The organism is Hydrocoleum sp. CS-953, from assembly GCF_002260545.1.
Lineage (GTDB): Bacteria > Cyanobacteriota > Cyanobacteriia > Cyanobacteriales > Microcoleaceae > Trichodesmium.
Genome location: NZ_LGSU01001052.1, coordinates 1 through 6,368 on the forward strand (window position 1 = coordinate 1; position 6,368 = coordinate 6,368).

Consider the following 6,368-nt stretch of genomic DNA (forward strand, 5'->3'; position numbering starts at 1 on the left):
CTAAAAACTTTCTAATTGTTTTATATATATTGTACTATAGCATGGTGTTGAGCTATCATAATTTTCTGTTTATTCTTTAATTTTAATTTCTTAGGACTTACGAGAAAATTTATGAAAAAAGTAGCAGTTTTTGGTAATGCAGGTGCTGGTAAATCAACCCTAAGCAAAAAATTAACAGCAATGACTAATCTGCCCCTCTATGTCTTAGACAAAATTAAATATCGTTCCGGAGGTACAGAAGTTCCAGATAGCGAATATAAGCGTATATAATACTTTAGGTATTCCTATTGCTGCGGGTATTTTGTATCCTTTAACTGGTTGGTTATTAAATCCAATTATTGCTGGAGGAGCAATTAATTTAGGATTGTTATATGCTACAATTATAGGCGTTGTTGCTGATGTGTGGGTATCACAATAGATTCCTGAAATCTATAAACTTCATTCCGGGTGTAGCAAAATTATAAATTTATTCAGCAATGCCAAATCTATACTTTAGATAGCTTTTTTGAGGTTGATGATTAATCAAAGCAAAGGCAATTTATCAAAACAAAAGAAACAAGAAAAAAAATCAGTTCAGGAAATAATTGAACAATATCAAAAAGGGGAAAGAAACTTCAGCAATTTTGACTTGAGAGGTCAATCTTTTGCTGGATATCACCTATCTGGAGCTAACTTTAGTAACTGCAACCTAAGAAGAGCTAATTTTACCGGATGCAACCTAAAAGGAACTAATTTTACAAAAGCTAGGATGGGAAAAGCGATATTACATGATATTAAAGCTGGAAGTGAAAATGATCGGAGAATATATACCTAGTTTTTCGCCTTCTTGCTTTTTGCAGCAAGTCTGACTATTTTGGCAATTTCTTTATTAGTTTTCTCTAGGGAAGGTGAAGTAGATTTAATCAATGAAAATACTAATAGTTTTTTCTCATTAGCGTTCCTTGTACCTATCGGTTATTTCATCCACTTGTCTAACAGTCAGGGCAATATTGCTCTATTTTTTTGGGTATTAGGAATATTGGATTTTTGGCTGAAAACTTTGAATCAGCCTGTACCGGGAATCTTAGGGAATATATTGTTTTGGGGATTGGCAGTTTCTCTGCTTTCCCCGCTTTATCATTTTTGGGTGAGTAAGTCTTGGAGAAATTTAGGACAATTATTTCAGAACTTTCCTGTTTTAATACTATTGAGCTTTTTGTCTGTTTGTTGTGTGGTTATTTCATTTTCACCTATCGAGCTACTGAACTTAGTAGAGCGACTAGACGGACTAGACCGACTAAACCTAGTGAATCAAAACAACTGGTTATTAATCTTCAGTTTCATAACATTTAATATACCAGTTATACCTTTGCTATTTTTATCACTTGCAGCCTACTCAACTCTATTTGATGCAAATAATAGAGAAACTTATAGCAATATCTTCAAAGCTTTTTTCCGACTAGGATTTTCTGGAATTGCTTTATTTCTTGTGCTCACTTAGATATTTTTCCAATTTTGGAGAAGTTAGAAAAACTATCAGTTATTGGTGCTTTATTTCTTCTGATTAATACATTAATTCAAGTTGACTATGAATCTCAGTATCGCACTTGGGAAATTATTAACTCTGATCAAAAAGAAAATGTTTTTGGTGGTACTCATCTAGGATTAGAAAGACTAGCCCAAGAAGGAGACAGTTTGGAGTTGCTAGAAGTATCAAAGGCAGATTTAAGAGGTATTAACCTGCGGAATGCCAGTTTACAAAATGCTAATTTCAGAAAGGCTGACTTGAGTGAGGCTGAATTAAGAAATAGCGATCTAACAGGGGCTGACTTGATTGATGCTGACTTGAGTAATGCGAAATTGACAGGGGCAAAACTGGAAAACGCGAAGCTGGAAGGTGCGCAGTTGGAAGGTGCGGATCTGAAAGGGGTTGACCTCAAAGAGATTGACCTCAAAGGCGTTGTCCTTAAAGGGGCAAAGTTGACAAGGCTTCAACTAAAGGATCTTAAGCGAAAGAAGGCTGACCTGAGTGAGGTTAACCTGAGTAATGCTAATCTGAGAAGGGCTAACCTGAGAGGGGATAACCTGAGTGGGGTTAACCTGAGTAATGCTAAACTGGGAAGGGCTGACCTGAGTGGGGCTGACCTGATAGAGGCTAATCTGAGTAATGCTGACCTAAGAGATGTTGACCTGAGTGGGGCTTACCTGATAGAGGCTAAAGGACTGACAGTCGAACAGGTAAAGCGAGCTAAAAATTGGGAATCAGCAACATTCGATTTAAAATTCCAAAAGAAACTAAATAATGCCGAACCTCAGAAAAATCAATGAACTATCTGTTCTACTAAACTGACCTCAAATTACCCAGAAGGCAAAAGTCTGGTAGGGTGCGTTAGGCAACGCCGTAACGCACCTTAATTACACATATTTTATGATTAGTGGTGCGTTACACTTCGTTAACGCACCCTACTGGACTGTTGTAGCAGCTCTCCCAAAAGAGCGATCGCCATTTACGCCATAATAGAAGGAGGTAAAAAAATACCCCCTGTATAATTTTTAGCCAATAACTGTTTAATTACTTTTTAAAACATTTCCGCAGTGAATTGCCAAAGAAAAACAATCCACCAAAAGCAAATAATCCTAAAGTGTTTGTAGGTTCAGGTACTGACTCAACAGTAATCCGTGCAATCTCATAGCCAGGAGTTGTGAAATCACCGTTTGGTGCTGCTGCTAGAATATTACCACCTGGTAAGAAACCGGGATGAAAGGTGACAACTCCATTCTCATCAACGCCTGTGTTAGGAGCAGCTTGGGCAAGGGCAGCAGTATTTGCTGGTATTTCATCATTGACTTCTGTTCCTGCATCCCAAACTCGATCGCCAGTCACAATAAAGTCAGCACCTAAGAAACTGCCATCATCATCAAAAATCTTGATTCCAAAAGGGTTTTCATTAGCAATAAAAGCATCATTACTAGGTAAACCCATTGCTGCATAACTGAAATAACGACTACTATCCAGACTACCATCTAGCTCAAATATCATAGAAGCAGTATCGCCAGAAGTCAGCACTTGAAAAGGGCCTGTAGGTCCTAAAATGGTAGCTTGAGTCTGGCCAGCACCACTGTTAGCAAAAGCAGCAGTAATTGGTGCAGTATTAGCATCTTCGGCTAATGCTTCGAGATATTCAGGGGCAGCTACATCTAAATCAAATGTATCAAAATTACCATTGTGAAAGCCTACCCATAGTGGTGAGAAAAAGAAGCCTTGAGTAGGGGCAATATTTTCTACTGTAACTTTTAATTTTGCTGCTGTTGCTGCGGAACTAATAGTTAGGGTGGAAGTTACCGCTATTGCTGTGGCGATCGCTCCAGGAATATTTAACCAAGTATTACCATTTATATTCATTAGACATCTCCAAATTTATTTGATTATCTCTACTCTCCGTAAAATTTAGGATGAGTGCTTAGGTTTGATATTAAGAACCAGAGATTAAAATTATCTGAATTATATGTGAGTTTTTTCTCTGGATTTTCTGTTGAATTTTCTCACCTTCTTAACTTATAAGAATTCTCCAAAAAAAGTAGGGACGTTATATGTAACGTCCCTATAGGGGGTTTTATCAAAGATTTATATAATTCAGGATTTACGAAAAAATGAAATTATACGCCATATGTAGGGCTTAACGGCCGTTAAACCCTACTATATATGGTGATTATGCGTAAGTCCTGTAATTTATAGAGATGTCTATTTGCCTGTCCTTATAATCTTTATTTTATAGACACACTCTAGCTTGAATCCTACTGTTTTCCGATTGATATTCTAGAATTTATAGGAATTAAAAACTCTAGTCTGACCATCTTTTTTAAACGCAAACACATCAAAAGATTGTTGGCGATCGCCCATTTCCATACCAGGAGTACCAATAGGCATTCCGGGAACGCTAATTCCAGCAATATTTGGTTTCTGGGAAATTAAACGTTTGACATCTGCCACCGGAATATGACCCTCGACAAGATAACCAGCAATTTCACTTGTGTGGCAAGATGTCAAATCTGAGGGCAAATTATGTTTCTGGCGAATAGTTTGAATTTCTGACTCAGGTTTAACAATATCAGTTACCTGAAAACCATTTTGCTTGATATGTTCTACCCAACCCTGACAACATCCGCAAGTAGGAGTCCGGTAGACAGTAATATTAAGTAGTTGCGGTGCTAAGTCTGTTGTAGGTGAACTAGAATTTGCCACAGTCTGAGTTGTTGCACTAAAAGTGGGATTTTCTGGCAAACCGACAAAAGACCAATATGCAACTCCTAAAACTCCAGCAACTGCAACACCAGCAATTAGAGACTGCATCCAATTAGAGCAAAATTTTTTCATAATCATTACCTCAAATAATCTTTAATATCATGTCCAGTTGAATAGTTATCATCTAAGAATAAAAGGGATAAATATCTCAAACCCCTGAGATTGCTATCCGTTCCGGAATGCTCCGCAAACCTTCCACTCCGTTCCAGTCGCAATGACTTTATAATTAGTATTTATCCGGACATAATATTAAGTGCTTTTGTTAATCATAAACTCTCCAGTAGAGTGGAGAGTCAAGCCTTAATTTCTAAATTTCCCATCATTCCCAAATCTTCATGGTCAAGAATATGACAATGGTAAACAGTCTTTCCAGTAAAATCTCGTAAAGGCATCCGAATTAAAACTGTTTCCCCCGGTCTGACCAACACTACATCTTTCCAAGCACGATAGGGTTCTGCTTTACCATTCCGACTCAAAACTTGAAAAGCATTGGTATGAACATGAAAAGGATGATCCNTTCCCATCATTCCCAAATCTTCATGGTCAAGAATATGACAATGGTAAACAGTCTTTCCAGTAAAATCTCGTAAAGGCATCCGAATTAAAACTGTTTCCCCCGGTCTGACCAACACTACATCTTTCCAAGCACGATAGGGTTCTGCTTTACCATTCCGACTCAAAACTTGAAAAGCATTGGTATGAACATGAAAAGGATGATCCATCATACCTGTATTAATTAATTCCCAATCTTCAACCGTATTAAGCTGAACTTGAGTATCAATTCTTTCTGGTTGATATGGCTGACCATTAAACAAAAATGCCATTCCTTGAGCAGGTATCATGCCGTGATTCATCTGAAAACGACGTATTTTTTGAGGTTCTGGCAATGCTGGAACTGGTATTAATTTTTTTGGCAGCGGTACAGCAGCAACCTGTGTATTATAACTCACCGTTGCTAAAACTTGGGGTTGACTTTCAGGAACATCTCTACCCATCATACCTCTACCCATCATACCTCTGCCCATCATACCCATACCTACTCGTTCATAAGGCAAATTCAACAAACGATATTTTCCTGGTTCTCGGTTAGCTTGAATTAATATATCTGCACGTTCTCCAGGAGTTAGTAACAGTTCTGACATTTCTACAGGTTCAGCCAATGCGCCTCCGTCAGTAGCAATTAAATAAAATGGGTGTTCTTCAAGAGACAAGCGATAAAACCGGGAAGTGGAAGCATTAAGAATTCGTAGTCGTAATAAACCTTGAGCGGGAATGGTAAAGTTAGGCTTAAACTGACCGTTAGCAGTAATCAAATTTCCTTCCCTTCCGGTCATTATTGAGAGTTCCTGGGATGGAAGCATATTTCCTTGTTCGTCTAGGGCAAAATCTTGCAACACTAAAAATTGTTCTGAAGCAGCTTTCACTTCTGGAATTTCATCCAACTCTCCCCGAACAATAAATAATCCCGCCAACCCCCCAAATAATTGTTCTGCCACTAAACCATGCAAATGTGGATGATACCAGAAAATTCCAGCAGGATGATTTTCAGGAATTTGGAATTGATATGTGAAGCGATCGCCTGGTGGAATATGAAGAAATACGTTATCAGCGTTTCCAGTAATGGGAATATGCAGACCGTGATAATGAAGATTTGTGGGTTGGGGTAAATTGTTAGTGAAATTAATTCTAATAGTATCTCCTGGTTTTGCTTCTAGTCTTGGTCCGGGAATTTGTCCGTTATAACTTAATACATAAGCTTGTTTATTTCCCAGATTTATTGGATTAAAATTAGCTGTTAAATCAACTTCTAAAATTCCATCTTGGCTCTGATTAATTTGAGGATATGATGAAAAAATTTGTTTATTTTCTTGAGTATTAGCTAGGCTACATTGAGACATTAAAGTAGCCAGCGCACTACTAGAACTTAGGATTAAAAATTTTCGGCGATTAATTGGTTTCATAATTAATATTGTGGGGAATTTTACATTTGATTTAAAATGTTTTTTCTGCAAACTACAATTATAGCACTAAGCAAATAAGTTAGTAGATATTTATTTTCCCTATTATATGATGTTCGGTTAAATAG

At 37.4% G+C, this 6,368-nt stretch carries 7 protein-coding genes and 1 pseudogene; 4 read left to right on the forward strand and 4 right to left on the reverse strand.

Annotation, left to right across the window (positions count from 1 at the left end):
• Positions 1–111 precede the first annotated feature (111 nt).
• From AFK68_RS15475 to AFK68_RS15490, 4 genes are all read left to right on the forward strand, one after another.
• Positions 112–270: a hypothetical protein gene (locus tag AFK68_RS15475; RefSeq protein WP_246844217.1), complete on the forward strand. Its 159-nt coding sequence runs from the start codon at positions 112–114 to the stop codon at positions 268–270.
• A 244-nt stretch (positions 271–514) separates the two neighbouring features.
• Entirely contained in the window at positions 515–814 is a 300-nt protein-coding gene (locus AFK68_RS15480; protein WP_094673565.1) for a pentapeptide repeat-containing protein, read from the forward strand.
• A 39-nt stretch (positions 815–853) separates the two neighbouring features.
• Complete coding sequence (locus AFK68_RS15485) at positions 854–1,480, forward strand: hypothetical protein (RefSeq protein WP_143437910.1); 627 nt, start codon at positions 854–856, stop codon at positions 1,478–1,480.
• 14 nt (positions 1,481–1,494) lie between these two features.
• Positions 1,495–2,307 (forward strand): pentapeptide repeat-containing protein, encoded by an 813-nt coding sequence (locus tag AFK68_RS15490; RefSeq protein ID WP_094673567.1) that lies wholly within the window; start codon positions 1,495–1,497, stop codon positions 2,305–2,307.
• A 244-nt stretch (positions 2,308–2,551) separates the two neighbouring features.
• On the opposite strand, the gene AFK68_RS15495 is transcribed toward AFK68_RS15490, so the two are convergent.
• The 4 genes and pseudogenes from AFK68_RS15495 to AFK68_RS15505 form a co-directional block, all read right to left on the reverse strand.
• Positions 2,552–3,382 (reverse strand): spondin domain-containing protein, encoded by an 831-nt coding sequence (locus AFK68_RS15495; protein WP_094673568.1) that lies wholly within the window; start codon positions 3,380–3,382, stop codon positions 2,552–2,554.
• Positions 3,383–3,796: 414 nt separating this feature from the next.
• On the reverse strand, positions 3,797–4,354 hold the full coding sequence (locus AFK68_RS15500; RefSeq protein WP_094673569.1) for a DUF411 domain-containing protein: 558 nt from the start codon (positions 4,352–4,354) through the stop codon (positions 3,797–3,799).
• A 221-nt stretch (positions 4,355–4,575) separates the two neighbouring features.
• On the reverse strand, positions 4,576–4,798 hold a 223-nt coding region (locus AFK68_RS35075), incomplete at its 5' end, for a multicopper oxidase domain-containing protein (RefSeq protein ID WP_168186495.1).
• A gap of 1 nt (position 4,799) precedes the next feature.
• Positions 4,800–6,243 (reverse strand): annotated as a pseudogene (locus tag AFK68_RS15505) (multicopper oxidase family protein); the annotation flags it as partial.
• Positions 6,244–6,368 lie beyond the last annotated feature (125 nt).

Excerpts from the sequence above, each read along its gene's own strand:
- AFK68_RS15475 (WP_246844217.1), top strand. The coding sequence starts at position 112 with ATGAAAAAAGTAGCAGTTTTTGGTAATGCAGGTGCTGGTAAATCAACC.
- AFK68_RS15480 (WP_094673565.1), top strand. The coding sequence starts at position 515 with ATGATTAATCAAAGCAAAGGCAATTTATCAAAACAAAAGAAACAAGAA.
- AFK68_RS15495 (WP_094673568.1), bottom strand. The coding sequence starts at position 3,382 with ATGAATATAAATGGTAATACTTGGTTAAATATTCCTGGAGCGATCGCC.
- AFK68_RS15500 (WP_094673569.1), bottom strand. The coding sequence starts at position 4,354 with ATGAAAAAATTTTGCTCTAATTGGATGCAGTCTCTAATTGCTGGTGTT.